The organism is Streptomyces sp. NPDC015661, from assembly GCF_043077765.1.
Classification (GTDB): Bacteria; Actinomycetota; Actinomycetes; order Streptomycetales; family Streptomycetaceae; genus Streptomyces.
Window position 1 is genome coordinate 59,936 of the sequence record NZ_JBIBST010000010.1, and the last position, 23,193, is coordinate 83,128.

Consider the following 23,193-nt stretch of genomic DNA (forward strand, 5'->3'; position numbering starts at 1 on the left):
CCGAGCCGATCGGGGCCATCGGGAGGACGCCCCACTGGCCCGTGGACCCGCCCCCGCTCCTCTTCGTAGCGTCGGCGGCATGAGAAACGAGACCAGAGGAACCGTCGAACTGACCCTCGCCATGGTGCTCTCCGGCACCCTCGGCGTCTTCGTCGTCGAGTCCGGCGCCTCGCCCTTCGAGGTGGTGTTCTTCCGCTGCCTCTTCGGGGCCCTCGCCCTCGGGGCCTACAGCCTCGTCCGGGGGTTCTTCACGGGGCACGGGTTCACCGCGAGGAAGCTGGGGCTGGCCGCGCTCGGCGGTGTCTTCATCGTCTTCAACTGGGTGTTCCTGTTCGAGGCGTACGAGGCCAGTTCCATCTCGCTGGCCACCGTCGTCTACCACACCCAGCCGTTCTTCCTCGTGCTCCTCGGCGCCGTCGTCCTGCGGGAGCGGATCCCCGGATCCAAGCTGGCGTGGCTCGCCCTCGCCTTCGTCGGGCTCGTGCTCGTGTCCGGGGTGCGGCCCGGCGACACCGCCTCCCTCAAGGGGCTCGGGTTCGCGCTCGCCGCCGCCGTGCTCTACGCCCTCGCGACCTTCGTCACCAAGCGGATCACGGGGGTGCGACCCCACCTCATCGCCCTGGTGCAGGTGCTCGTCGGGATGCCGCTGCTGCTGCCCTTCGTCGACTTCGGCGGTGTCGGCGGCGGTGGCTGGGGCTGGCTCGTCGGCCTCGGGTTCATCCACACGGGGCTCATGTACGTGCTCATGTACGCCGCCTACGCCAAGCTGCCCACCGCCAAGATCGCCGTCCTCGCCTTCACCTACCCCGCCGTCGCCATGGGCGTCGACTGGGCGGTGTACGGGCACCACATCGGGCTCGTCCAGGCGCTAGGCGTCCCGCTGATCGTGCTCGCCAGCCTGAAGGTCACCCTCGCTGCTCGGACACCAGCCGCCGCGCCTGCTCCACGAACAGCCGCACATGCGCCGGAAGCCGCTTCCCCCGCCGCCACGCGAGCTGCGTGAACAGGGTGAAGGGGGCCTCCCAGGGGAGCGGAACGAGGGTCCCGTCCGCCAGCTCCCGTTCGACCGTCACCCTCGGCAGCAGCGCCACCCCCAGGCCCGCCGCCACCCCCCGCTTGGTCGCCTCGATCGTGCCGAACTCCATGAACGGCGGCGCCCACGCCCGCAGCTCCGCCTCGAAGAGGTCGCGGTACGGGCAGCCCGGCTCGGTGCCCACCAGTTGGGCGTCGGCCAGGTCCGCGCTCGTCAGATCCGTACGGCCGACGAGGGCATGGCCCGGGCCCGCCACCAGGACCAGGGGCTCCGGCGCGAGGATCTCCGACTCCAGGCCCTCGTGCTCCGTCTCCGGCTCCATCAGGAAGCCGACGTCGTACGTGCCCTGCCGCAGCGCCTGCCGGGTCTCGTCGCCGAGCGTGGGGCGGAGCGTCAGCCGCACCTTCGGGTAGCGGTGGTGGAAGTACTCCAGGAGGGGCGGCAGCCGGTAGGAGGTGAGGGACTCCATGGTGCCGACCGCGATCGGGCCCGAGGGTTCCGCCGTGGCCGCGACGGCCGTACGGGCCTCCTCCGCCAGGTCCGCCATCCGGCGGGCGTACGGCAGCAGTCGTTCCCCCGCCTCGGTCAGGCGGATGCGGGAGCCGAGGCGCTCGAAGAGTTCCACCCCGAGGGAGGATTCGAGCGACCTGACCTGGGCCGTGACGCTCGACTGGGCGTAGCCGAGCTCCGCCGCCGCCCGGGTGAAGGAGAGGACGTCGGCCACCTTCTCGAAGGTGGCCAGGAGCCGCAGCTCCATCAGTTCTCGCCCTTGTCCTCGCCCTGCTCGCGCTTCTTCAGCTCCTCCTCGCGGCGGCGCAGGTCCGCCTCCCAGTCCTTGAGGAGGGACTCGTCCTTCTTGTTCTCTTCCTTGAGGGACTTGAGGAACTCCGGGTTGTCGTCCGGGGCGACCCACTCGGAGCGGTGGTTCCGGTGCCACTCGGAGGGCGTACGGCCTCCGGCGGGGGCGCGGCGCAGCTTGCCGGCGGCGAACCACACGATCGGGCCCACGATCCAGAAGAGCAGGATGATGATGACCCAGACCACCTTCGGCAGGTGCTTGACCTCGTCCTCGGGGGTGTTCAGGCAGTCGATGAAGGCATAGATCGTCAGCGCCAGCGGCAGGATGTACATCAGTGCCCTGAGCATGTGGTGCAGCCCCCTGGAAGCAGCGGCGGGGCCGGTTGTGGCGGCCCCGGTGACGAGTCAAGCCTAGCCCGTGGCGGATACTGCCCCTATGGCTTACGACGATCTCCGCTCGCTGCTCAGGGCCCTGGAGCGCGAAGGCGACCTCAAGCGCATCAAGGCCGAAGTCGACCCGTACCTGGAGGTCGGGGAGATCGTCGACCGGGTGAACAAGGCGGGGGGTCCGGCGCTTCTCTTCGAGAACGTCAAGGGCTCCTCGATGCCCCTCGCGATGAACGTCTTCGGCACGGACCGCCGGCTGCTCAAGGCCCTCGGCCTGAAGTCGTACGGCGAGATCAGCGAGAAGATCGGCGGGCTCCTCAAGCCGGAGCTGCCGCACGGTTTCGTCGGGGTCAGGGAGGCCTTCGGCAAGCTGGGCTCGATGGTCCACGTGCCGCCGAAGAAGGTGAAGGAAGCCCCGGTCCAGGAGGTCGTCCTCACCGGGGACGACGTCGACCTCGACCTCCTTCCGGCGCTCTTCACCTGGCCCAAGGACGGCGGCTCCTTCTTCAACCTGGGGCTCACCCACACCAAGCATCCCGAGACCGGTGTGCGGAACCTGGGGCTCTACCGGCTCCAGCGGCACGACAAGCGCACCATCGGCATGCACTGGCAGATCCACAAGGACAGCCGCAACCACTACGCGGTCGCCGCCGAGCGCGGCGAGCGGCTGCCGGTCGCGATCGCGTTCGGCTGCCCTCCGGCCGTCACCTACGCCTCGACGGCGCCGCTGCCCGGCGACATCGACGAGTACCTCTTCGCCGGCTTCGTGCAGGGCAAGCGGATCGAGATGGTCGACTGCAAGACCGTCCCGCTGCAGGTCCCGGCCCACGCCGAGGTCGTCGTCGAGGGCTGGCTGGAGCCCGGCGAGATGCTTCCGGAGGGTCCCTTCGGCGACCACACCGGCTTCTACACCCCGCAGGAGCCCTTCCCCGCCCTGAAGATCGACTGCATCACGATGCGGAAGCGTCCGCTGCTCCAGTCGATCGTCGTGGGCCGGCCGCCGACGGAGGACGGGCCGCTCGGGCGGGCGACGGAGCGTTTCTTCCTGCCGCTCCTCAAGATCATCGTTCCGGACATCGTCGACTACCACCTGCCGGAGTCGGGCGGCTTCCACAACTGCGCGATCGTCTCGATCGACAAGAAGTACCCGAAGCACGCGCAGAAGGTCATGCACGCCATCTGGGGCGCGCACATGATGTCGCTGACCAAGCTGATCATCGTGGTCGACAAGGACTGCGACGTCCACGATCTGCACGAGGTGTCCTGGCGGGCGCTCGGGAACACGGACTACGCCCGGGACCTGACGGTGGTGGAAGGCCCGGTCGACCACCTCGACCACGCCTCCTACCAGCAGTTCTGGGGCGGCAAGGCCGGCATCGACGCCACGAAGAAGCTGCCCGAGGAGGGCTACACCCGGGACGGCGGCTGGCCGGACATGGTCGAGTCGGACCCGGCGACGGCGGCTCTGGTGGACCGCCGCTGGAAGGAGTACGGGCTGTGACGACCGCGGCCGTTCCCGGCGCCGAGCCGGGACGTACGAAGGCCTTCCTGCGCCTGGTGATGATCGAGCACTCGGTCTTCGCGCTGCCCTTCGCCTACATCGCCTCCCTCACCGCGATGTTCCAGCTCGACCGGAACATCCACTGGTGGACGCTCTTCCTCGTCACCGTTTGCATGGTGGGCCTGCGGACCTTCGCCATGGCCTGCAACCGGATCATCGACCGCGAGATCGACGCGCGTAATCCGCGGACCGCGAACCGGGAGCTGGTGACCGGCGCGGTGTCCGTGCGCTCGGCGTGGACCGGGGCCGGGATCGCCGTCGTCGTCTTCCTCGGCGCCGCCGCCCTCCTGAACCCGCTCTGCCTGGCGCTCGCCCCGCTCGCCGTCATCCCGATGGTCGTCTATCCGTACGGGAAGAGGTTCACCAACTTCCCGCACGCGATCCTGGGGCTCGCCCAGTCCATCGGCCCGATCGGCGCCTGGCTCGCCGTGACCGGCGAGTGGTCCTGGGACGCCGTCATCCTCGGCCTCGCGGTCGGCATCTGGATCGGCGGCTTCGACCTGATCTTCGCCTGCCAGGACGTGCAGGCGGACCGGGCGCACGGCGTCATGTCGGTCCCGGCCCGCTTCGGCGTGCCGGCCGCGCTGTGGGGCGCCCGCGCCTCGGCGGTCGTGACGACGGGCCTCCTCGTCTGGTACGCCCTGGCGACGGACGCGGGCCTCTTCTTCTGGGTCGGTCTGGTGATCGTGGTCGTCGCCTTCGGGTACGAGCACACGATCGTGAAGCCGCACGACCTGTCCCGGCTGAACAGGGCGTTCTTCACGACGAACGGCTTCATCGGGATCAGCCTGTTCGTGTGCGCGCTGCTCGATCTGCTGGTCCGCGGGCTCACCCCGTAGCCCGGTGCGAGGACGGATAGGCTCGACGGCATGAACGACGGCAAGCGCACCCCCTGGATCGTGGGGGTTTCCGGGGCGTCGGGTACGCCGTACGCCGCCGCCGTGCTGAGGGGGCTGCTCGACGCGGGGGAGAGTGTCGACCTCGTCGTGTCGCGGGCCTCGCGGCTGACGCTGCTCGACGAGACGGGGATCGCCTTCCGGGACGCGCACTGGCGCGAGGACCTGGCGGCCTGGCTGGCGCGGGGTGCGGACGGGAAGCCGGACACCTTCGACGTGTCGGACCGGCTCGACGACGTGCGGTACTGGGCTGCCGGGGACCTGGCCGCGGGGCCGTCCTCCGGCTCGTACCCGGCGAAGGGGATGCTCGTGGTGCCGGCCTCGACCGCCGCGGTGGCGGGAGTGGCACTCGGGCTCTCGAAGGACCTGCTGCAGCGGGTCGCGAGCGTGACGCTGAAGGAGCGGCGTCCGCTGGTGGTCGCGGTGCGGGAGACTCCGCTGAACGGACAGACGCTCAAGCACATGGTGGCGCTGGACGAGGCGGGCGCCGTGGTGCTGCCCGCCTCTCCGGCGTTCTACGCGGGGGCGACGCACATCCAGGATCTGGTGGACTTCGTCGCCGGGCGGGTGCTGGACGCGGCGGGAGTGCCGCACCAGCTGTACCGCCGGTGGGAAGGAGAGCTCGGTGCGGCTCTCCAGGCTGATTAGCGCTTCTTGGCGTGCTTCTTCGCGGCGCGCTTCGAGGCGGCGGACTGCTGGTGGGCACGCGAGCGGCTGGCCAGCTCCTGCAGCTCACGCATGCGGGCGTAGGCCATCTCGATCGTGTACACGGTGATCACCACTCCTGAAAGATCGTCTTTGATCCACTGAAAGATTCACAGGGTGTCGCCCCTGTGTGCCTTAGATTCTATACCTAAACTCGCTGTACCGCTGGACAATGGAAGGTCTATTCCTATGGATGCCGTGGACAGGCAGCTCATCCAGGCTCTGCGCGAGAACGGCCGTGCCTCGTACGCCGAGCTCGGCCGGCTCGTCGGGCTCTCCGGCCCCTCCGTCACCGACCGCATCAACCGACTCGAGGCCGCCGGAGTCATCACCGGCTACCGCGCCACCGTCGACGCCGCCTCGCTCGGCCTCGGCGTCACCGCCCTCATCGGCATCTCCCTCTCGGACGCCGCCGACCACGAGGACGTGGCCCGCCGCCTCAAGGACCTCGCCGAGATCGAGGACTGCTGGTTCATCGCCGGCGACGACTCCTTCATGCTCAAGGTGCGCGCGAACGACGTCGACGGCCTGGAGAAGACGATCCGCCGGCTCTCCGGCACCAAGGGCGTCTCCCGCACCCGTACCACGATCGTGCTCTCCACCAAGTGGGAGAACCGGGTCGGAGAGCTGCCCGAGGAGGGCTGAGAGTACGGTGGGCAAAGCTTGATTTCGGAGACAAAGGGAGGCGGCCGTATGGACGCGGGGCTCAAGCGTGAGCTGGAGCAGAAGGTCCGGGACGGTGAGCGGCTGAGCCGTGAGGACGGCATCGCCCTGTACGAGTCCGACGACCTCGCCTGGCTCGGCGGTCTGGCCCACGAGGTCCGGACCCGCAAGAACGGCGACGTGGTCCACTTCAATGTCAACCGGCATCTGAACATGACCAACGTCTGCACCGCCTCCTGCGCCTACTGCTCCTTCCAGCGCAAGCCGGGCGAGAAGGACGCGTACACCATGCGCATCGAGGAGGCCGTGCGCCTCGCGAAGGCGATGGAGAACGAGAACCTCACCGAGCTCCACATCGTCAACGGGCTGCACCCCAACCTGCCCTGGCGCTACTACCCGCGCTCCCTCTCCGAGCTCAAGAAGGCCCTGCCGAACGTCTCCCTCAAGGCGTTCACGGCCACCGAGATCCACCACTTCGAGACGATCTCCGGCCTCTCCGCCTCCGAGATCCTCGACGAGCTGATCGAGGCCGGCCTGGAGTCGCTGACCGGCGGCGGCGCCGAGATCTTCGACTGGGAGGTCCGGCAGCACATCGTGGACCACAAGACCCACTGGGAGGACTGGTCCCGGATCCACCGGCTCGCCCACGAGAAGGGGCTCAAGACCCCCTCGACCATGCTCTACGGGCACATCGAGGAGCCGCGCCACCGCGTGGACCACGTGCTGCGGCTCCGTGAGCTCCAGGACGAGACCGGCGGCTTCCAGGTCTTCATCCCGCTGCGCTACCAGCACGACTTCGTCGACATGCAGGACGGCAAGGTCCGCAACAAGCTCCAGGCGCGCACCACGATGGCGACCGGCGCCGAGGCCCTGAAGACCTTCGCGGTCTCCCGGCTCCTCTTCGACAACGTGCCGCACGTCAAGGTCTTCTGGGTCATGCACGGCGTCCAGACGGCGCAGCTGGCGCTCCAGCACGGCGCCGACGACATGGACGGCTCGGTCGTCGAGTACAAGATCACGCACGACGCCGACAACTACGGCACGCCGAACAAGCTGGGCCGTGAGGACCTGCTCGAACTGATCCGTGACGCGGGCTTCCGGCCGGTCGAGCGGAACACGCGGTACGAGATCATCCGCGAGTACCCGGGCCCGGACGCGGACCGGCGCGAGTCGCCGCAGTCGATGCGGTTCTGACGCGATCACGAGGAAGGGCCGGCGGGATCACCCGCCGGCCCTTTCGCGTCCGCCGCTCACGTCAGCGGCAGCAGCATGATGATGTCGTCGCGGTCGTCCCCGGGTGCGACCCGGATCGCGTCGGGGACGCGGCCGACCTCCTTGTAGCCGGACTTGGCGTAGAAGCCGTCGACCCCGGTGCCGCCGCGGCAGGTCAGCCGGATCGCCTCGACCGCCTCGAAGCCCTCGGCGGTACGGGCGGTGTGCTCGACCGCCGCCATGAGGTCGCGGCCGTACCCCTTGCCCTGGTACCGGGGGTGGACCATCACGGTGTAGAGCCACACCCAGTGGGTCATCAGGCGGTGCTTGTTGAAGGTGAAGAAGGCGGTGGCGGCGACCCTCCCCTCCTCGTCCCGGCCGACGAGCAGGCGCGTGCCGCCCTCGGTCATCGCGACGAGGTGCTTGAGCAGCGCGGGGCGTATCTCGTCGGGGGTCACGGGGGGTACGAAGCCGACGGCGCCGCCCGCGTTGGAGACGTCGGCCCAGAGGGAGAGCACGCCGTCGCGCAGGGCCGGGTCGACTGCCGGGTCCACCTCGAAGGTAAGGGTCATAGGGGTAGCGTACTTATTACTTCTGGGGTGCTCAAGAGGCCCGGTCCCGGACCGTGCGCCGCCGCGTGCTTCACTGGAGGGCGCTCGTCCCTCATGGGAACTTTGGGATCTTTCGGAACGGAAGAGTGGACTGACATGCTCCGCTACACGCTGATGCGGCTCGGGATCTTCGCCGGGTGCTTCCTCGCCCTGTGGGGTCTCGTCTACGCCGGCGTGCTGCCGCGCGGCCTGGGCGACTCGAACCTCCTCTGGGTCCTCGTCCTCTCCATCGTCGTCTCCGCCCCGCTGAGCTTCGTCCTCCTGCGCAGGGTGCGGGACGAGGCGAGCGCCGAGATCGTGGCGAAGGTCGACCGCGCGAAGGGCCGCCTCGACGCGAACCGGTCCCAGGAGGACGCGCTGTAGTCGTATAAGGGCTGCGTAAGCTTCCTCACAGACATCCACCCCGGGCAGAGCCTTCCAAGGCTCCGGCCTGGGGTGTTCTGCGTTTCAGAGGCGGATGGGCCTCTCCGGGTCTCAAAGAATGGCTTTGAGGTTCTCAAAGTTCAAGTGTTAACGTGTTCGCCATGAAGACAGCAGTGCGCACCTCTCACGCCGCGAGCACCCCGCTCGTGGCGCGCCTGCACGTCGATCTCTGCCGCTGTATGTCCGCGGTCTGTTGCCGCGCCTTCTGATCCGGCATCATGCAGCGGCCCGCGCCCGAGCGCGTGCGTGCCGCACCCCCGTCCCGTATTCACCCGATACGCACCTGTGGAGTGTGCCCGTGTCCTCGTCCGCTTCCGCGACCGAGTCCAAGCCGTCCCGGATACCCAAGGTCCCCTTCTGGGCCCAGATCATCGCCGGTCTGGCCCTGGGCGCCCTGCTCGGCTGGGTCGCCCGCAGCCAGGACGTCTCCTGGCTGAAGGAGACCCTCGGCCAGATCGGCGACATCTTCGTCCAGCTGCTCAAGCTGGCCGTCGCGCCGCTCGTCTTCTTCGCGATCCTGGTCTCGATCACCAACCTGCGGAAGGTGAACAACGCCGCCCGGCTCGCCACCCGCACCCTCCTCTGGTTCATGATCACCTCGCTGATCGCGGTCGGCATCGGCCTCGCCATCGGCCTGATCACCAACCCGGGCGCCGGCACCGGCCTCACCCCGCAGGACGGCAAGCTGCCCAAGCGCGAGGGCTCCTGGATCGACTTCCTCACCGGCATCATCCCGACGGACGTCATCACGCCCTTCACCGAGCTGAACGTCCTTCAGATCGTCTTCATGGCCGCCGTCGCCGGCATCGCCGCCCTCAAGCTCGGCGACCGCGCCAAGCCGATCCTCACCCTCTCCGAGTCGGTCCTGGAGCTCCTCCAGAAGGCCCTGTGGTGGGTCATCCGCCTCGCCCCGCTCGGCACCGTCGGCCTCATCGGCTTCGCCATCGCCGACTACGGCTGGGACCTGATCGGCAAGTACGCCACCTTCACCGCCGACATCTACGTCGGCTGCGCCCTGGTCCTCTTCGTCGTCTACCCGACGCTGCTCGCCACGGTCGCCAAGGTCAACCCGCTCCACTTCTTCAAGGGCGCCTGGCCGGCCATCCAGCTGGCCTTCGTCTCCCGCTCCTCGGTCGGCACCATGCCGGTCACCCAGAAGGTCACCGAGCGCCTCGGCGTCCCGAAGGAGTACGCCTCCTTCGCCGTCCCGTTCGGCGCCACCACCAAGATGGACGGCTGCGCCGCGATCTACCCGGCGCTCGCCGCGATCTTCATCGCGCAGATCTTCGACGTGCAGCTCGGCATCGGCGACTACCTGCTGATCGCCTTCGTCTCCGTCATCGGCTCGGCGGCCACCGCCGGTCTCACCGGCGCGACGGTAATGCTCACCCTGACCCTCTCCACCCTGGGCCTCCCCCTGGAGGGCGTCGGCCTCCTCATGGCGATCGACCCGATCCTCGACATGATGCGCACGGCCACGAACGTGGCGGGCCAGGCCCTGGTCCCGGTGGTCGTCTCCGCCCGCGAGAAGATCCTCGACCACACCGCGTACGAGAACGCCTCGGCCTCCCCGATCGACGACCTGGCCGCGATCGGCGAGAAGGACGAGAAGGTCGCGGTCACGGCTGCCGCCTGACCCTCCCCGCGCAGTGCCTCGGTGCCCCGGACCTCCCCGGTCCGGGGCACCTGTGCGTCCGGGGCGCCCGCGTGTCAGGGGCACTCGTGCGTCCGGGGCGCCCGCGTGTCAGGGGTACTCGTGCGTCCGGGGCGCCCGCGTGTCAGGGGTACCTGCACAGCAGGGGCCCCCGCGCGTCAGGGCCCGAGCTCGGCGATGCGGTGGCGGCACCACTCCGCGCTCTCCTCCTTGCCGACCTCGCCGTAGATGTCGGCCGCGGACCGGTACAGCTCGGCGGGGTCGCCCTGGCCGGGTTCCTCGACGGCGACGGCGGCCAGGAGGGCCAGGGCGTACGCCTGGTTGAGCCGGGTCCCCATGGTCTCGTAGCGGACCAGCGCCTCCCGGCAGGTGGCCGCCGCCTCCGCGTGCAGCCCGAGGTCGAGTTCGAGCCGCGCCAGACCGCACAGCGCGTCCCCTTCGCCGCCCGGGTCGTCGATGTCCCGCCACAGACCCAGGGACTCGTGCAGGGCCGTGCCCGCCGCGTCGAAGTCCTTGTTGCCCAGGTGGACATAGGCCATGCCGAGGAGCTCGATCGCCTGTCCCCGGCGGTCACCGATCTCGCGGTGGATCCGGTGCGACCGCGTGTGGAAGCGCAGGGCCTCCTCCGGCCGGTCCTGCGCCCGGCTGACGTGGGCCAGGCCGCTCAGCCCGATCCCCTGGCCGCGGAGGTCGCCGAGGGCCGTGTAGATGTCGAGGGCCTCCTGGGCGTTGGCGAGCGCCTCGGTCAGGTGGCCCTGGTCCAGGCGGGCCAGGGCCAGGATCGCGAGCGCGTCCGCCCGGCCCCCCTGGTCGCCCAGGGAGTCGAAGAGGCGGTACGACTCCTCGAACATCCCGGTGGCCTCCGCGTACTGCTGCTGGTACCGGAGGATGCTTCCGTAGCCCATGCCCACCTTGGCCTGGCCGCCGCGGTTCCCGAGGGTCCGGTACAGCTCCATCGCCCGCCGGTAGTGCTCCTCGGCCTCGTCGAGCCGGTGCTGGTACCGGCGGGTGTCGCCCAGGCGCAGCAGCGCCTCTGCCTGGCCGTGCTGGTTCCCGTCCTCGAGGTACAGGACACGGGCCCGGACGAATCCCTCGGCCGCCGTGTCGCTCCGCTCGCTCAGGTAGTCGATCGTGGCGATCTCCAGGACGGCGTCGGCCCTGCCGCCGACGGCGCCGTGGACCTCGTAGAGGGCGAGGGCCTCGCGCTGGCGGTCCATGGCCTCCGTGTGACGCTCCTGCAGACGGTACGTCCGGCCCAGTCCGGTCAGCGCGTGGGCGTGCTCCAGCGATCCCTCCGCCGCGGCGTCGAGCAGGAGGTCGAACAGTCCCTGGGCCTCCACGACCCGGGACTCGCGGCTGCAGAGCCGGCCGACCGCGCGCAGGAAGGCGGGCGCGTCCTCCCAGCCGCCGACGGCCGCCGCGCGGGCCGCCGCGCTCAGCTCCTGGGCGTGGCCGTCCAGCCAGCGCCGGGCCCGGCGGATCGGCTCGTCGTCGTCCGGGCTGCTGCGCAGGGCCTCCCGCTCCCGCTCCAGCCGGGCGAGGAGAGAGGTGTACAGACGGTTCCGGCTCGGCTCGGCCTCGTCCGGGGCGTCCTGGGCCGCGCGCTCCCTCGCGTATCCCAGGCTCAGGTCGTGGAAGCCGTAGCGGCCCTCGCGGTGGGTGAGGAGCTGCTCGATCTCGGTGAGGCGCAGCTGCGTCACGTGCTCCGGGAGGCCGCTCATGGCGGCGAGCGAGTCCGCGCCGAAGTCCGGGCCCGGGTGCACCGCCGCGTGGCGGACGAGGGTGCGCAGCTCCGGGTCGAGGGCGTCGTAGGCGCTGGTGAAGGCGGCTCGTTCGGCGGCGTCGATGTCGGGGAACGCGCGGTACGGGGAGGAGTCGGCGAGGGAGGCGAGCACGGCCTCGGGCGGGGCTCCGCGGCGCAGGCGGGTGCTGAGGGCGCGGACGGCGAGGGGGCTGCCGTGGACGCGGTCGGCGATCTCGCCGAGTCCGGTGGTGGATTCGGGGACGCCCATCCGGTGCCAGGCGTCGGCGCATTCGGCCTTGCTCAGGGGCTTGAGCTCGCGGCTCCAGTCCCAGGTCAGGTCGGTGAGCGCCGAGCGGCTGGAGACCAGGACGAGGCTCTGCGAGCCGGCTCCGGGGAGGAGCGGGGCGAGCTGGGCGGCGTCGCGGGCGTTGTCCAGGATGAGGAGGACGGCCTTCCGCTCCAGGGACAGGCGCCAGGACTCGGCGCGTGCGACGGGGTCGGACGGGATGTCCTGGGCCGCGTGCCCGAGGTGGAGGAGCTGTTCGGCGATCACGGCGTCGGGGCTGCGGGGCGTCTCGCCCGGCGTCCAGCCGCGCAGGTCGATCTCCAGGCAGCCGCCGGGGAAGCGCTCGGAGACGCGGGCGGCGACGGTCCGGAGGAGTTCGGACTTGCCCAGGCCGCCGCGGCCGTGGATCAGGCAGACGGCGGGGGCGGCCGCCGCCATAGCCTCCAGCTGGGCGACCTCCTCCGTGCGGCCGGTGAAGTACTTGGTGGGGGCGAGCTGGGTGCGGGGCGCGAAGGCCGATGCGGTGCGGGGGCGGCCCGGGCCCATCTCGCCCGGCCGGTCCAGGGCGGCTCCGCGGCCGGGCTGGAGCGCGGGGACCGGCGTGCCGAAGGAGCGGTTCGCCGCGAGGCGGATGCGGTGGCCGTTGTCGCGGGTGCTCATGCGCGGCTTCGGGATCGTGTGGCCGTCGATGACGCGGCCGTCGAGCCGGGCGCACAGGGTGTCGTACAGATCGGCCATGGTGAGGGCGGGCTGCTGGTCGCCGCGCCGGCCGTCGGGCAGGACGGCGGGGAGGCCGCCCGCGAGGACGGCGAGCAGTTCGAGGGTGAAGACGCTGCCGTCGGTGAGGCAGAGGGAGCGTTCGGTCTGGGCGGCCGAGGTGAGGACGCAGGCGCCCTCGATCTCGAAGTCCCCTTCGATCGAGGCCGGGTTGACGGCCATGTGGAGGGCGCCGCCGCTGAAGCAGGAGTCGACGATCACGATCTTGCGCTGGGCCCGGGAGGCGGCCACGATCGCGCGCACCTCGTCGTACGGGACCGAATGGAAGGGCCGCGCCTTCCGGGACTCCCGGGTGGAGAGCAGTAACTGCTTGTCGTCGCGCCCGACGTGGCCGTGTCCGGCGTAGTAGACGAGGAGCAGGTCGTCCGCCTCGTCGGCCGCGTCCTGTACGGCGTCGAGGAAGCCGGCGGCGGTGCTGTCGGGCGGGACGGTGACGCAGTGGGCCGGGTCGAGGCCGCCGAGGTCGTCCGCGACGAGCAGGGAGCGTAAGGCGGGGGCGTTGTGCCGTACCCCGTCCAGGGCGGCGAGGTGCCGGTAGGCGTGGACGCCGAACAGGACCGCGCGGGAGGTGCGGGCCGGTGTCATGCCTCACCGCTCGTGATCCGGACCTGCATGTGGCGTGCCCCCGTATCCGCTTCGTCGCTGCGATCCCGGCCGAGTCTAGGAGCTTTGCAGGCCTGCGGAGGGAGTACTGGGGAAGGTTGGACGCCGTGGCCGGTGGGGCGAGGGCGCGGCGTCTGCCGCGGGTGGTGCGGGAACGGCAGATGGTGGACGCGGCCGTGCGGTGCTTCGCGCGGCAGGGGTGTCAGGCGGCGTCCATGGACGGGATCGCCGAACTCGCCGGGGTCTCCAAGCCCTTGGTCCATCTGTACGTCGGGTCCAAGGAGGAGCTGTTCACCTCCGTCATCCGGCGGGAGGCCGGGGCGCTGCTCGCGGCCGTGGCCGCCGGGGTCGACGGGCCGGAGGCGCCGCCCGACCAGCGGCTCCGGGCGGGGCTGCTGGCCTTCTTCACGTACGCCGCCGAGCACCCGGACGCGTGGGTGGTGCTGAGCCGGCAGGCGCGGACGCACAGGGGAGCCGTTCGCCGGGGAGGTGGCGCGGATGCGGGACGGGATCGTGGGCTTCGTGGCCGGGCTGATCGGGGAGGCCGCGGGGGAGGCGGGTGTCACGGCGCGGGACGCCGACGCGCTGGCGCAGGCCCTGGTGGGGGCGGCCGAGTCCTTGGCCGGCTGGGCGAACGAGACCCCCGGGGTGACGGCGAAGGAAGCCGCCGTGACGCTGATGAACTTCGCCTGGGCCGGGCTCGGAAACCTCATGAAAGGCGAGCGCTGGTCTCCCCGTTGAGGCTTACCCCACAGTAAGGTTACCGGCTAGTCAAGGCAGTCAAGGCAGTCAAGGCACCGCAGGGCTCAACGCACCGACGCACGACCTCAGTTCATCGCGCAGACCGAGGAGCCGCCCGTGTCCGTCGTCACCGCCGCAGCCGGGACCGAGCCCGTCGAGCCGCACAAGGTCCTGGTGGACGGACGGGTCCGGGAGGTCTCCGTCCCCGCCCTCGTGCCCCGGGTCGCCCGCGGATCGCTCGCCGACCTGCCCTACGACAACGCCCGGCAGGAACCCGAGGCCGTCCTCTTCTCCCGGAAGGACGCCGAAGGGGAGTGGTACGACGTCACCGCCGCCCGGTTCGCCGCCGAGGTGCACTCCGTCGCCAAGGGCCTCATCGCCCACGGCCTGCGCCCCGGCGACCGGCTCGCCCTCATGGCCCGCACCACCTACGAGTGGACCCTGATCGACTTCGCCGCCTGGGCCGCCGGACTCGTCACCGTCCCCGTCTACCCCACCTCCTCCGCCTTCCAGACCCGCTGGATCCTCCAGGACTCCGGCGCCACGGCCTGTGTCGTCGAGGACGCCGAGCAGGCGCGGCTCGTCTCCGCCGAGCGGCGGCAGCTGCCCGGCCTCGCCCATCTGTGGGTGATCGGGACCGGCGCCGTCGAGCAGTTGCGGAAGGCGGGCGCGCGGGTCTCCGACGAGGCCGTGACCGCGCGGCGCGGGCTGCTCACGCCCGAGACCCTCGCCACCCTCATCTACACCTCCGGCACCACCGGCCGGCCCAAGGGCTGCGCCCTCACCCACGCCAACTTCTTCGCCGAGGTCGACAACGCCGTCCGGCTCCTCCACCCCGTCTTCGTCTCGGAGAGCAAGGAGCCGGCCGCCACCCTCCTCTTCCTGCCGCTCTCCCACGTCTTCGGCCGGATGGTCGCCGTCGGCTGCGTCCGCGCCCGCGTCCGTGTCGGGCACGCGCCCTCCGTCGAGGGCGAGGAACTCCTCACCGACCTCGCCGGCTTCCGGCCCACCTTCCTCCTCGCCATCCCGTACGTCCTGGAGAAGGTCTTCAACAAGGCCCGCGCCACCGCCGAACGCGGCGGGAAGGCCGCCGCCTTCGACCGGGCCGCGAGGATCGCCCGCCGGTACGGGCAGCAGGCCTCGCCCCCGCTCTCCCTGCGGGCCGCGCGGGCGCTCTACGACCCGCTCGTCTACCGGCGCATCCGCAACGCGCTCGGCGGCCGGGTGAAGTACGTGATCTGCGGCGGCTCCCCGCTCGGCGCCCCGCTCGCCGAGTTCTTCGCGGGCGCCGGCGTCGAGGTCTTCGAGGGGTACGGCCTGACGGAGACCACCGCCGCCTCGACGGTCACCCCGCCGCGCCGGCCGCGCACGGGGACCGTCGGCTGGCCGCTGCCCGGCACCGCAGTCCGGATCGCCGACGACGGCGAGGTCTGGCTCAGGGGCGGCCACGTCTTCGCCGGCTACTGGGACGCACAGCGCGGAGCGGCCCTGCCGTACACCGACGAGGGCTGGTTCCCCACCGGGGACCTCGGCTCGCTCGACGAGGACGGCTACCTGCGGATCACCGGGCGGAAGAAGGACATCCTCATCACCTCGGCCGGCAAGAACGTGGCCCCGGCCCCGCTGGAGGACTGGCTGCGCGCCCATCCGCTGGTCGCCCAGTGCATGGTGATCGGCGACGACCGCCCGTACGTCACGGCCCTGATCACCCTGGACCACGAGGGCCTGACGCACTGGCGGCGGATGCGGCGCAAGGACCATCTGGCGCTCTGGGAGCTGGCCCGGGACCCGGAGCTGCTCGCCGCGCTCCAGCGGGGGGTGGACGACGCCAACCGGCTGGTCTCGCGGGCCGAGTCGATCCGCGGCTTCCGGGTCCTGACCACCGAGTTCTCGGAGACCTCCGGACATCTGACGCCCTCCCTGAAGCTCAAACGGCGAGCGGTGCTGCGGGACTTCGCCCGGGACATCGAGGAGATGTACGGGACGGGGGCCGAATAGGGCTCACGGCCAGAGGAGTTCGCGGGTCCAGTCCCCGTCCGCCGTGCGGCGGTAGCGGAGGCGGACGTGGCGGCGGCGGGCGTCCCCCTGGAAGAACTCGACCTCGGCCGGTTCGACCACGTACAGGGTCCAGCTGGGGGCGGGCGCGTCCGGCTCCGCCTCGGCCCGGCGCCAGGCCGCCTCGCTCGCCTCGGCGAGGGTTCCGGGGGAGTCGAGGACCTCGCTCTGCCGGCCCACGAGCGCCGCGGCGAGGGCGCCGGTGGTGCGGGCGTGGAGGTCCTCGTACGCCTCCTCGGGGGTGCCGGTGGTGACGTGGCCCCGGATCCGGACCTGGCGGGCCTGGACCGGCCAGTAGAAGCCGAGCGCGGCCTCGGGGCGGGCGGCGAGCTGGCGGCCCTTGGCGCTGCCGGCGTGCGAGGCGAAGTGCCAGCCGCGGGCGTCGGCGTCGTGCAGCATCACCGTACGGACGTCGGGCCTGCCGTCCTCGTCCGCGGTGGCCAGGGAGAGGGTGTGCGGCTCGGTCTGGCCGGCCGCGACCGCCGCCGTGAACCAGTCGTGGAAGAGGGGGAGCGGCTCGGGCGGGGCGCTCGCCGGGTCGAAGGACGGCAGTTCGGTGTCCCAGACCCGGAGGGAGCGGAGGGCGTGGTGGAAGTCGGTCATGCGGTCACGGTAGGGCGTGCGGTGGTGCCGGCGGCGGCCGGTGCCGTGTAGTCGACCAGCGGGACCGCGTTGGCCGCGGACTGGATGCCGTCGCGGATCTTCTTCGCGATGAGGTTCTTCCAGGGGGTCTTCGGCAGGGTCCGGACCATGAACATGCGCAGGGCGATCTTCCACTTCGAGCCGACGGTCATCTCCTTGACGAAGCCCTCGGCCATCTTCTGGTTCTGCTCGACGCCCGGCCGCATGTGCTGCTCGTAGCGGGCGAAGGCCACGGTGTGGTCGCCGCCGGCGCGGGCCAGTTCGCCCGCCAGGACGTAGGCGCCGATGAGGGCGAGGCCGGTGCCCTGGCCCGAGGCGGGGGAGGAGCAGTGGGCGGCGTCGCCGAGGAGGACGACGCGGCCGCGGGACCAGCTGTCCATCTCGACGAGGGACATGGAGTCGAGGTAGAAGTCGTCGGCCTCGGCGGCGTGTCCGAGGAGCCGGGGGATCTCCCAGCCGTCACCCGTGAAGCGGTCGGTGAGGGCGCGCTTCTGGGCGGTGACGTCCCGGTGGTCGTGGGTGAGTTCCTCGGGCGAGGAGAAGATGAAGAGGTTCTTGGCGTCGGTCTCGCCGGACGAGCTGTAGACGCAGACCAGCTTCCCGGGGAGGGCGTGGTAGGTCTCCCAGCGGTCCAGGCCCAGGTGGTTGGGGGCGGTGAAGATGGAGATGTACGCGCCGAGGTGGCGCTTGAACCGCTCCTCCGGGCCGAAGGCGAGCTTCCGGGTGTTCGAGTGGAGGCCGTCGGCGCCGACGACCAGGTCGAAGCGGCGGACGGTGCCGGACTCGAAGGTGACGGTGACGCCGTCGGCGTCCGCAGGGTCGTCTGCGATTTCGGCGATCGAGTCGCCGAAGACGTACTCGACGTCCTCGCGGGTCCGGTCGTACAGGATGCGGGCGAGCTCGCCGCGCATGATCTCGTCGTCCTCCTCGACGCGGCCGCCGAAGATGTCGGCGGGCAGCTCGCCGATGGTGCGGCCGGCGCCGTCGACGTACGAACCGCCGCGCATGTCGGTGGACTTGGCGCGGATCTCGTCGAGGATCCCCATCCGGCGGCAGACCTCGATCGCGGTGCCGCGGATGTCCACCTTGTAGCCGCCGGTGCGCAGTTCGGGGGCGCGCTCGACGACGGTGGGGGCGAAGCCGTAGCGGTGCAGCCAGAGGGCGAGGGCGGGGCCGGCGATCGAGGCGCCGGAAATCAGGACGGTCTTGGCGGTCTTGGCGGTGCCGGTCGTGGCGTTGTGCGTCATGGCAGGACTCCTTGTCGGGTGTCTGCGGGCCGTTCCCCTGCCCGCGGACATGACTATACGGATGTCCTACACGGTTGTCTATGACGCTTGTATAGATTCTTCGCCGGGGGTCAGCCGCGGCCCAGGACCACCGTCCCCGAGGAGCAGAACCAGCCCCCCGTCCCCGAGGCCACCGCCAGCTCCGGCAGGGAACCGTCCGGCCGCCGGACCTGAAGTCCCGGTGCCTCCCCGCGCAGTTGGCGCACCGCCTCCACCAGCAGGAACAGCCCCCGCATTCCCGGATGGCAGGCCGAGAGCCCGCCGCCGTCCGTGTTCACCGGAAGGCTGTCCTTCTCCTGGACGAACGCCCCGCCCTCGCCCTTCGCGCAGAAACCCAGGTCCTCCAGCGTCACCAGGGTCATGTAGGTGAAGGCGTCGTAGATCTCGGCGACGTCGATGTCGGCGGGCCGCACGCCCGCCCGCTCGAAGGCGAGCCGGCCGCTGACCGCCGCGGGGGAGACCGTGAAGTCCTCCCACTCGGACATCGTGGTGTGCGAGACGTGCTCACCCGTCCCGAGCACCCAGACCGGGGCCGTACGGCAGTCCTGGACGTACTCCTCGGCCACGAGCAGCACCGCGCAGCCGCCGTCGCTGCGGATGCAGCAGTGCAGCTTGGTGAACGGGTCCGCGATCATCGGCCCGTCCAGGACGTCGTCGACGGTGATCGGCTCGCGGAACATCGCCTCCGGGTTGAGTGCCGCGTTCGCCCGCGCCCGGACCGCCACCTCCGCGAGCTGCTCCAGCGTCGTGCCGTACTCGTGCATGTGGCGGCGGGCGGCCATCGCGTACTTGGCGATCAGGGTGTGCCCGTACGGGACCTCGAACTGGAGCGGGCCGCGCGAACCGAAGGAGAGGTTCGCGGTGCGGCGCCGGGCCCGGATGTCGGCGCGGGCGGTGGAGCCGTACACGAGCAGGACCGCGTTCGCGTGGCCGGCGGCGATCGCGTCGGCGGCGTGCGCGGCCATGACCTCCCAGGTGGCGCCGCCGACGGCGGTCGAGTCCACCCAGCGGGGGCGCAGGCCCAGGTACTCGGCGACCTCGACCGGGGCGAGCGTGCCGAGGCCCGCGGAGGCCAGGCCGTCGATCAGGGAGCGGTCGAGCCCGCTGTCCGCGAGGGCGCGCCGGGCTGCCTGGGCGTGCAGGGCGTAGGGGGTGGCCTCGTCGACCCGGCCGCAGTCGGAGAGGGAGACGCCGACGACGGCGACGCGGCGGGAGCTGCGTGTGGTGGTGGGCATGAATCTGACGGTACATCAGATTCTCTGAATCGGGACCGGCGCTTCTCTGGGCAACCGGCCCCGCACCGCCCTAGCATGACGCACCGTCAGATACGGAGGGAGCTCCATGGACACCTCGCCATCCGCCCCGCCGGCGGAACCGCTCACCGTCCCGCTCACCCAGGAGCAGCAGGAGATCCGCCGCACCCTGCGCGAGCTGCTCGCCGAACGGGCCGGACCGCCCGCGAACCGCGCCGCCACCGCCACCCCCGAGGGGTACGACACCGCGCTCTGGGCCCATCTGTCCGCCACCCCCGGCCTCGCCGGACTCGCCCTCCCCGAGGAGTACGGAGGCGCCGGCCGTGGCCCCGCCGAACTCGCCCTCGCCTGCGAGGAGACCGGCCGCGCCCTCGCCCCCACCCCGCTGCTCGCCACCACCGTCCTCGCCGCCCCGCTCCTCGCCGCCCTCGGCACCCCCGCCCAGCGCGCCGAACTCCTCCCGCGGATCGCCGCGGGCGGCCTGACCTGCGCCCTCGCCGTTCCCACCGCCCTCGCCCTCGCCCTCGGCCTCACCGGCGACAACACCGCCGGGGACTGGTCCGGCGGCGGCCGGGCCGGCGGCATCCAGGCCGCGCGCGCCACGGACGGCGGCGGCTGGCGCCTCTACGGCGAGGCCGCCCAGGTCATCGACGGACACAGCGCCGGACTGCTCCTCGTCGCCGCCCACGCCGGCGGCTTCGCCCGCAGCCGGACCCTCCTCTTCCTCGTGCCCGCGGACGCCCCCGGGCTCGTACGGACCCGGGAGCCCGCCCTCGACGTCACCCGGACCCGGGCCACCGTCCAGTTCCGGGACACCGAAGCCGAACTCCTCGGTGAGGAACCCGCCGACGTCCTCGGCGCCCTCGCCGCCACCGGCCGCGCCGCCGCCGTGATGCTCGCCGCCGAGGCCGTCGGCGCCGCCGGGGCCGCCCTCGACCGTGCGGTCGGGCACCTCGGCCCCCGGGCGCACGCGGCCAGACACCGCCTCGCCGACCTGTACGTCCAGGTCGAGGCGGCCCGCGCGCTGACGTACTGCGCGGCCCGCGAACCCGGCCCAGGACCCGACGGCGGGCCGCTCGCCCTCGCCCACGCCCTGGAGGCCCTGCGCGCCACGGCCGACGAGTCCCACGCCTGGGAGGGCGAGGCGCACCTCTGCTTCCGGAGGGCCGCCTCCGACGAACTGCTCTTCGGCCCCGCCCGGCGGCTGCGCGCCCGCGCCGCGGAACGGACCGGAATCTTCGGAGAGGAGGCGGCGTAGATGCCCGCCGGACGGAAGTTCGTGCAGAAGGTGTCCTCGACCAGGACCTTCGCCAAGGTCGCCCCGCACCTCATCCCCGCCATGGACCGGGCCGTGCACCGGCTGACCGGGGGAAAGGTGCTGCTCAGCGCACGGATGCTGCCCGGGGTGATCCTCACCGCCCGGGGCGCGAAGAGCGGGCAGCCGCGGGTCACCCCGCTCGCCTGCATGCCGGAGGGCGACGGCCGCTGGCTCCTGATCGGCTCCAACTTCGGCCGCCCGGGCCACCCGGCCTGGACCGCGAACCTGCTCGCCCATCCGGACGTCGAGGTCAACTGGCGGGGCGAGGACGTGCCCGTACGGGCGGAGCTGCTCACCGGCGAGGAACGGGCGGCGGCCTGGAAGGCGGCCCTCGAGTTCTGGCCGCCGTACGCCACGTACCAGGCGCGGATCGAGCGCGAGATCCGGCTCTTCCGGCTGACGCGGAGATGAGCGGCGGCGTGGAGACGGGCGCCAGGCCCGGAGACGGGCGCCAGGACCCGAGGCGAGCGCCAGGGCCCGAGGCGAGCGCCAGGGCCCGAGGCGAGCGCCGGCCCGGAGACGGCGTCCGGCCCGGAGACGGGCGTCCGGCTCGGAGACGGGCGTCCGGCCCGGAGGCAGGCGTCCGGCTCGGAGCCGGGCGTCCGGCCCCGGACACGGCGACGCCGACGGTGGTCCCGCTACGGTTCGGGGGAGCGGGCCCGCCGTCGGCGTCGGCGACAGGACGGGTGAAGGAGAGAGGTCTCGGGCTATCTGGTCGGCTTCTTGCCGGTGATGCCCAGGTGTACCAACAGGGCGAGGTTCGGCTTGAGTTCGGCCTGCTTCACGCCCCAGGTCTGGAAGCCCTTCTGGTGACCGGCGACCGAGGCCAGCATCGCCACCAGGGAGCCGGCCATCGCGGCGGGGCTGACGTCCTTGTCGACCTTGCCCTTGGCCTGGAGCTCCTTCACCGCGTCCGTGAGGGAGTTGGTGACCGAGTTCAGGATCTTCATGCGGATCTTGTAGAACCGCTTGTCGCCCTCGGCGGCGCCGAGGTCCACGACCCGCAGGATCGCGTCGTGCTTCCGCCAGAAGTCCAGGAAGCCCTCGACGAGTTCCTCCGAGGTCTGCCAGCCGGCCTTGCCGACCCAGGAGCGGCCGGAGACCAGCTCGGTCAACGCGGCGCCCTCCTTGGCCATTTCCTCCGCGATCTCGAGGACCGCTCCCTCGACGTCCGGGAAGTACTGATAGAACGTCGCGGGTGAAGTACCCGCCTTCCGGGCCACATCGATGACCTTGACGTCCCGGTAGGGCGAGGAGCTGAGCATCTCACCGAGGCAGTCGAGCAGCTTCTGCCGCGTCGCCTGACCGCGTCGTCCGGCCACGCGGCCGTCGACGGTGCGTACTTGTCCTGTCATGCCGTCAGCTTACCGAGGGGGGGTCGGCGCGCGATTCGGCCGACTGCAAATGGGGTGCACGCCCGTTCCACGAGGTCGGCACGGGTCCGGCGCGGGAGCGCGGGGGCGGGTTCGAGCCACTTCGGAGCCGGCTGCGAGACCCCCGTACCCGAATAGGCTTATGAACAGGCTGTGGACAACTTCGGTGGACAACCCCGCCACCGCAAGGGTTCCGTCCCGATAAATCGCCTCTTTGTTCGCATGTCGGGGCGTGCGGGACCGCCCCCGCCGTCCTAGCGTGGGGACATGGCCGTACGTACTGAGGGCACCCCCTCCTGGGTGGACGCACAGCTCCCCGACCTCGAAGCGGGCAAGCGCTTCTACGGCGAGCTCTTCGGCTGGACCTTCGACCCCTCGCGCGACGAGGCCCTCCTCGACGGCCGACGGGTCGCCGGGCTCGTCCCCAAGCGCGACGGGCGCATGCCCACCACCTGGACCCTCTACCTCGCCACCGACAACGCGGGCACCCTCGCCGCCCGGATCACGGCCGCCGGCGGGCAGATGGTCATGGACCCCTACCCCGTCGGCCCCTTCGGCGTGTACGCCCTCGCCGCCGACCCCGGCGGTGCGGTCTTCGGCATCCGCCAGGAGGGCGACGACGACGGCTTCGAGGTCACGAACGAGCCCGGCGCCTTCTGCTGGATGGAGGTCTACACCCGCCGTCCGGAGGCCGTCGACACCTTCTACGCCAAGGTCTTCGGCTACCTCGGCCGCCAGGCCGACGCCGAGGAGGAGGGCCGGGACAGCGGCTTCGACTACCGCGTCTGGTCGCCCCCCGGCTCCCGGCCCGGCGACGACAGCGCCTTCGGCGGGCGGGCCGTCATCACCGAAGAGTTCCCCGCGGAGATGCCCGGCCACGTCCTCGTCTACTTCGCCGTCGCCGACTGCGACGAGGCCTGCGAGACCACGGTCCGGCTCGGCGGCCGGATCGCCACCCCGGCCTTCGACACCCCGCACGGCCGCATCGCCGTCCTCCACGACAACCAGGGCGCCCGCTTCGCCGTCCTCGCGGAACCGAAGCCGGAGCCGGAACCGAAGCCGGAGCCGGAACCGAAGCCGGAGCCGGAACCGAAGCCGGAACTGTAGCGAGCCGAAGCCGGAACCGAAACCGTCCGCTACGGACCGATCCGTCCGGGCCTGCGCTGCCCGGT

At 71.6% G+C, this 23,193-nt stretch carries 21 protein-coding genes and 1 pseudogene; 13 read left to right on the forward strand and 9 right to left on the reverse strand.

Annotation, left to right across the window (positions count from 1 at the left end):
• Positions 1-79 precede the first annotated feature (79 nt).
• Positions 80-1,003 (forward strand): DMT family transporter, encoded by a 924-nt coding sequence (locus tag ACF07V_RS26410; protein WP_392157739.1) that lies wholly within the window; start codon positions 80-82, stop codon positions 1,001-1,003.
• On the opposite strand, the gene ACF07V_RS26415 is transcribed toward ACF07V_RS26410, so the two are convergent.
• Both ACF07V_RS26415 and ACF07V_RS26420 read right to left on the reverse strand, forming a co-directional pair.
• The gene (locus ACF07V_RS26415; RefSeq protein WP_392157741.1) at positions 906-1,790 is read right to left on the reverse strand and encodes a LysR family transcriptional regulator; all 885 of its coding nucleotides are present in this window, start codon (positions 1,788-1,790) and stop codon (positions 906-908) included. The genes ACF07V_RS26410 and ACF07V_RS26415 overlap by 98 nt on opposite strands.
• Complete coding sequence (locus tag ACF07V_RS26420) at positions 1,790-2,179, reverse strand: PLD nuclease N-terminal domain-containing protein (protein ID WP_392157743.1); 390 nt, start codon at positions 2,177-2,179, stop codon at positions 1,790-1,792. The genes ACF07V_RS26415 and ACF07V_RS26420 overlap by 1 nt, the downstream gene beginning before the upstream one ends.
• A gap of 88 nt (positions 2,180-2,267) precedes the next feature.
• Between ACF07V_RS26420 and ACF07V_RS26425 the strand changes: the two genes are divergently transcribed.
• From ACF07V_RS26425 to ACF07V_RS26435, 3 genes are read left to right on the forward strand one after another with little or no spacing between them, the layout of a single operon-like run.
• Positions 2,268-3,719 (forward strand): menaquinone biosynthesis decarboxylase, encoded by a 1,452-nt coding sequence (locus ACF07V_RS26425; protein ID WP_392157744.1) that lies wholly within the window; start codon positions 2,268-2,270, stop codon positions 3,717-3,719.
• Entirely contained in the window at positions 3,716-4,618 is a 903-nt protein-coding gene (gene mqnP, locus ACF07V_RS26430; protein WP_392157746.1) for a menaquinone biosynthesis prenyltransferase MqnP, read from the forward strand. Before ACF07V_RS26425 ends, mqnP begins: the two co-directional genes overlap by 4 nt.
• Positions 4,619-4,648: 30 nt before the next feature.
• Positions 4,649-5,323 (forward strand): UbiX family flavin prenyltransferase, encoded by a 675-nt coding sequence (locus ACF07V_RS26435; RefSeq protein WP_392157748.1) that lies wholly within the window; start codon positions 4,649-4,651, stop codon positions 5,321-5,323.
• Here ACF07V_RS26435 and ACF07V_RS26440 read toward each other — a convergent pair.
• A complete protein-coding gene (locus ACF07V_RS26440) occupies positions 5,320-5,457 on the reverse strand; it encodes a hypothetical protein (protein WP_181924608.1) in 138 nt (45 codons plus the stop codon). The genes ACF07V_RS26435 and ACF07V_RS26440 overlap by 4 nt on opposite strands.
• 112 nt (positions 5,458-5,569) lie before the next feature.
• Here ACF07V_RS26440 and ACF07V_RS26445 point away from each other — a divergent pair, with 112 nt between their 5' ends.
• Both ACF07V_RS26445 and mqnE read left to right on the forward strand, forming a co-directional pair.
• Positions 5,570-6,025, forward strand: a complete 456-nt coding sequence (locus ACF07V_RS26445; RefSeq protein ID WP_017241016.1) for an Lrp/AsnC family transcriptional regulator — start codon at positions 5,570-5,572, stop codon at positions 6,023-6,025.
• A 48-nt stretch (positions 6,026-6,073) separates the two neighbouring features.
• Positions 6,074-7,237, forward strand: coding sequence for an aminofutalosine synthase MqnE (mqnE, locus tag ACF07V_RS26450; protein ID WP_392157750.1), 1,164 nt, complete (start codon positions 6,074-6,076; stop codon positions 7,235-7,237).
• Between the two features lie 56 nt (positions 7,238-7,293).
• On the opposite strand, the gene ACF07V_RS26455 is transcribed toward mqnE, so the two are convergent.
• Positions 7,294-7,827 (reverse strand): GNAT family N-acetyltransferase, encoded by a 534-nt coding sequence (locus tag ACF07V_RS26455; protein WP_392157752.1) that lies wholly within the window; start codon positions 7,825-7,827, stop codon positions 7,294-7,296.
• Between the two features lie 135 nt (positions 7,828-7,962).
• On the opposite strand from ACF07V_RS26455, the gene ACF07V_RS26460 reads away from it, so the two are divergent.
• Positions 7,963-8,229 (forward strand): DUF4229 domain-containing protein, encoded by a 267-nt coding sequence (locus ACF07V_RS26460; protein WP_392157754.1) that lies wholly within the window; start codon positions 7,963-7,965, stop codon positions 8,227-8,229.
• Positions 8,230-8,587: 358 nt separating this feature from the next.
• The gene (locus ACF07V_RS26465) at positions 8,588-9,925 is read left to right on the forward strand and encodes a dicarboxylate/amino acid:cation symporter (RefSeq protein ID WP_392157756.1); all 1,338 of its coding nucleotides are present in this window, start codon (positions 8,588-8,590) and stop codon (positions 9,923-9,925) included.
• A gap of 176 nt (positions 9,926-10,101) precedes the next feature.
• Here ACF07V_RS26465 and ACF07V_RS26470 read toward each other — a convergent pair whose 3' ends face one another.
• Complete coding sequence (locus ACF07V_RS26470; protein WP_392157758.1) at positions 10,102-13,335, reverse strand: tetratricopeptide repeat protein; 3,234 nt, start codon at positions 13,333-13,335, stop codon at positions 10,102-10,104.
• 179 nt (positions 13,336-13,514) lie between these two features.
• On the opposite strand from ACF07V_RS26470, the pseudogene ACF07V_RS26475 reads away from it, so the two are divergent.
• Positions 13,515-14,094 (forward strand): annotated as a pseudogene (locus ACF07V_RS26475) (TetR/AcrR family transcriptional regulator).
• 117 nt (positions 14,095-14,211) lie between these two features.
• Entirely contained in the window at positions 14,212-16,092 is a 1,881-nt protein-coding gene (locus tag ACF07V_RS26480; RefSeq protein ID WP_392157760.1) for an AMP-dependent synthetase/ligase, read from the forward strand.
• A 3-nt stretch (positions 16,093-16,095) separates the two neighbouring features.
• On the opposite strand, the gene ACF07V_RS26485 is transcribed toward ACF07V_RS26480, so the two are convergent.
• From ACF07V_RS26485 to ACF07V_RS26495, 3 genes are all read right to left on the reverse strand, one after another.
• Positions 16,096-16,752 (reverse strand): pyridoxal 5'-phosphate synthase, encoded by a 657-nt coding sequence (locus tag ACF07V_RS26485; protein WP_392157761.1) that lies wholly within the window; start codon positions 16,750-16,752, stop codon positions 16,096-16,098.
• Positions 16,749-18,038: an FAD-dependent monooxygenase gene (locus ACF07V_RS26490; RefSeq protein ID WP_392157762.1), complete on the reverse strand. Its 1,290-nt coding sequence runs from the start codon at positions 18,036-18,038 to the stop codon at positions 16,749-16,751. Before ACF07V_RS26490 ends, ACF07V_RS26485 begins: the two co-directional genes overlap by 4 nt.
• A gap of 110 nt (positions 18,039-18,148) precedes the next feature.
• A complete protein-coding gene (locus ACF07V_RS26495) occupies positions 18,149-19,312 on the reverse strand; it encodes an acetyl-CoA acetyltransferase (protein WP_392157764.1) in 1,164 nt (387 codons plus the stop codon).
• A 106-nt stretch (positions 19,313-19,418) separates the two neighbouring features.
• Between ACF07V_RS26495 and ACF07V_RS26500 the strand changes: the two genes are divergently transcribed.
• Both ACF07V_RS26500 and ACF07V_RS26505 read left to right on the forward strand, forming a co-directional pair.
• Positions 19,419-20,588 carry an acyl-CoA dehydrogenase family protein gene (locus ACF07V_RS26500; protein ID WP_392157765.1) on the forward strand — a complete coding sequence of 390 codons (1,170 nt, stop codon included), beginning with the start codon at positions 19,419-19,421 and terminating at the stop codon, positions 20,586-20,588.
• Positions 20,589-21,059: a nitroreductase family deazaflavin-dependent oxidoreductase gene (locus tag ACF07V_RS26505; protein WP_392157767.1), complete on the forward strand. Its 471-nt coding sequence runs from the start codon at positions 20,589-20,591 to the stop codon at positions 21,057-21,059.
• Between the two features lie 296 nt (positions 21,060-21,355).
• On the opposite strand, the gene ACF07V_RS26510 is transcribed toward ACF07V_RS26505, so the two are convergent.
• Positions 21,356-22,003, reverse strand: coding sequence for a TetR family transcriptional regulator (locus tag ACF07V_RS26510; RefSeq protein WP_041129739.1), 648 nt, complete (start codon positions 22,001-22,003; stop codon positions 21,356-21,358).
• Positions 22,004-22,288: 285 nt separating this feature from the next.
• Here ACF07V_RS26510 and ACF07V_RS26515 point away from each other — a divergent pair, with 285 nt between their 5' ends.
• The gene (locus ACF07V_RS26515; RefSeq protein WP_392157768.1) at positions 22,289-23,128 is read left to right on the forward strand and encodes a VOC family protein; all 840 of its coding nucleotides are present in this window, start codon (positions 22,289-22,291) and stop codon (positions 23,126-23,128) included.
• Positions 23,129-23,193 lie beyond the last annotated feature (65 nt).

Coding starts and splice junctions, on each gene's coding strand:
- ACF07V_RS26410 (WP_392157739.1), top strand. CDS start 80: ATGAGAAACGAGACCAGAGGAACCGTCGAACTGACCCTCGCCATGGTG.
- ACF07V_RS26415 (WP_392157741.1), bottom strand. CDS start 1,790: ATGGAGCTGCGGCTCCTGGCCACCTTCGAGAAGGTGGCCGACGTCCTC.
- ACF07V_RS26420 (WP_392157743.1), bottom strand. CDS start 2,179: ATGCTCAGGGCACTGATGTACATCCTGCCGCTGGCGCTGACGATCTAT.
- ACF07V_RS26425 (WP_392157744.1), top strand. CDS start 2,268: ATGGCTTACGACGATCTCCGCTCGCTGCTCAGGGCCCTGGAGCGCGAA.
- ACF07V_RS26435 (WP_392157748.1), top strand. CDS start 4,649: ATGAACGACGGCAAGCGCACCCCCTGGATCGTGGGGGTTTCCGGGGCG.
- ACF07V_RS26445 (WP_017241016.1), top strand. CDS start 5,570: ATGGATGCCGTGGACAGGCAGCTCATCCAGGCTCTGCGCGAGAACGGC.
- mqnE (WP_392157750.1), top strand. CDS start 6,074: ATGGACGCGGGGCTCAAGCGTGAGCTGGAGCAGAAGGTCCGGGACGGT.
- ACF07V_RS26455 (WP_392157752.1), bottom strand. CDS start 7,827: ATGACCCTTACCTTCGAGGTGGACCCGGCAGTCGACCCGGCCCTGCGC.
- ACF07V_RS26460 (WP_392157754.1), top strand. CDS start 7,963: ATGCTCCGCTACACGCTGATGCGGCTCGGGATCTTCGCCGGGTGCTTC.
- ACF07V_RS26470 (WP_392157758.1), bottom strand. CDS start 13,335: ATGACACCGGCCCGCACCTCCCGCGCGGTCCTGTTCGGCGTCCACGCC.
- ACF07V_RS26485 (WP_392157761.1), bottom strand. CDS start 16,752: ATGACCGACTTCCACCACGCCCTCCGCTCCCTCCGGGTCTGGGACACC.
- ACF07V_RS26490 (WP_392157762.1), bottom strand. CDS start 18,038: ATGACGCACAACGCCACGACCGGCACCGCCAAGACCGCCAAGACCGTC.
- ACF07V_RS26495 (WP_392157764.1), bottom strand. CDS start 19,312: ATGCCCACCACCACACGCAGCTCCCGCCGCGTCGCCGTCGTCGGCGTC.
- ACF07V_RS26500 (WP_392157765.1), top strand. CDS start 19,419: ATGGACACCTCGCCATCCGCCCCGCCGGCGGAACCGCTCACCGTCCCG.
- ACF07V_RS26505 (WP_392157767.1), top strand. CDS start 20,589: ATGCCCGCCGGACGGAAGTTCGTGCAGAAGGTGTCCTCGACCAGGACC.
- ACF07V_RS26510 (WP_041129739.1), bottom strand. CDS start 22,003: ATGACAGGACAAGTACGCACCGTCGACGGCCGCGTGGCCGGACGACGC.
- ACF07V_RS26515 (WP_392157768.1), top strand. CDS start 22,289: ATGGCCGTACGTACTGAGGGCACCCCCTCCTGGGTGGACGCACAGCTC.